The 2,046-nt window shown below is 32.5% G+C and carries 2 protein-coding genes; both read left to right on the top strand.

From position 1 onward, the window contains the following. Positions 1 to 1,812, top strand: a 1,812-nt coding sequence (locus EKL98_RS15400) for an FG-GAP-like repeat-containing protein (RefSeq protein ID WP_199740721.1), incomplete at its 5' end; no start/stop codon positions are given. A 28-nt stretch (positions 1,813 to 1,840) separates the two neighbouring features. Then, the coding region (locus tag EKL98_RS15395) for a hypothetical protein (protein WP_148104423.1) at positions 1,841 to 2,046 on the top strand (206 nt) is incomplete at its 3' end.

Here is a 2,046-nt window from a genome sequence, read left to right as displayed (position 1 = left end):
ATGTCGGATATAGCATCTATTTATAAAAATAATTCAACAGGAAATTTTATTAATATCAAATTAATTGGTAGCGATAAAAACAAAAATGCTATTGGGTCTAAAGTGAAAATCTTTACCAACAAGACGAAACAATATCAAGAATTATATACCAATCGCGGGTATCAGTCAAGTGTAACCAATGTTTTAAATTTTGGTTTGGGTCAAGAAGAAGAACAAAAAAAAATAGAAGTAGTTTGGGATAACGGTTTAGTTTCAACAGTCGAAAACACAAAAGCCAATCAAACGGTCGAGTTCGATATCAAAGACGCCCTTACAACCGTTCCAGCAGTTGTAAAAGTCAATAACAATTTCACCAAAATTAATCCTACGCAATTAGGAATAAATTTTACGCATCAAGAAAATATCTTCAATGATTTTTCAAAACAAGTATTGTTGCCACAAAAATTATCACAGCAAGGCCCAGCATTATCAGTTGGGGATGTTAATAAAGATGGATTAGACGATTTTTATGTTGGCGGAGCACAAGGACAATCTGGCAAACTCTATTTGCAAAATCGTTCCGGTAAATTTGATGTTTCAGTACAAGCTGATTTTGAAAAAGATAAATCCTTTGAAGATAATGGGTCATTATTTTTTGATGCCAATAACGATGGTTATTTAGATTTATATGTAACCAGTGGCGGTTATGAATTGGCAGAAAACAGTCCGTTATTGCAAGACAGATTGTATTTGAACGACAAAAAAGGGAAGTTGATAAAAAGTGCTCTTCCTAAAATGCTTTCCAACACAAAAGCAGTAAAAGCGATTGATTTTGACAATGATGGGGATTTAGATTTGGCAATAGGTGGACATTGTATTCCAGGGAAATACCCGCTTGTTTCTCAGTCGTATTTTTTGAGAAATGACAAAGGTATTTTTAAAGATGTTACAGCAACAGTTGCTCCAGAATTTTCGAAAATAGGAATAGTAAATGATTTTATCTTTTCGGATTATGATAATGATGGTGCCAAAGATTTAATTGTAGTTGGAGAATGGATGCCAATTACCGTATTAAAAAATACTAAAGGACAATTTAAAACTATTAATACACCACAATTCAAGAATACCGAAGGTTGGTGGAATACTGTTTCTGAAGTGGACATTGATAAAGATGGAGATTTAGATTATTTCTTTGGGAATTTAGGAGGCAACAATAAGTTTCATCCTTCGGTTGATAAACCATTGCACATTTACGGAAATAATTTCGACAACAATTCTACTTATGATATGGTATTGAGTAAGCTATACAAAACAAATCTTGTTCCAGTTAGAGGTAAAGAATGTTCTACACAACAAAATTCATTTGTCAGTAAAAAAATGCCCACGTTCAAAAGTTTTGCCACCTCTAGTTTAGCCGATATTTATGGTGAAAAAGAATTGAAAGCTTCCTATCATAAACAAGTGTATCAATTTAAGTCAGGATATGCCCTTAAAAATGGCAAAGGTTCGTTTACTTTCAAGGAATTACCAAACACAGCACAAATAGGACCAACAATGTCGTTCGTTTTTGCAGATGTAAACAAAGATGGCTTTCAAGATGTTATAGGAGTTGGCGGAATTTACGAATCCGAAGTAGAGACTATTCGTTACGATAGTAATATCGGCTATATTCTAATTGGAGATTCAAAAGGAAATTTGAAGCCGTATAAAGATATTAATTTTTACAATGGTGAAAATGCCAAACAAATGAAAAAAATACAAATAAAAGGCAAACAACATTTGCTTATTGCTAACAATAATGCTCTAGTAAGTCTATTTTCAATTTCAAAATAAGCTCATTTTTTAACTCTTTTTTCTGCCAATGAAAAAAATTGCGTCACTATTTTTAATCGTAACATTGTTCTACAATGTGTTAGGATTTTATATGATGTTTGCTGATCAAAAAGAGCAAATATGGGTGGCTGCTATGGAGAAAAATGAAGATTCGAAATTTGAAGTGATTGAAATGGAAATTAATCCCTATGCTTATGTGGTAGATTCTGGTTTCGAATATGTAGATGATGACAT

Source organism: Flavobacterium bomense, from assembly GCF_003970355.1.
Note: the sequence above shows the minus strand (reverse complement) of the source record. Positions and strands in the feature narration are given on the sequence as shown.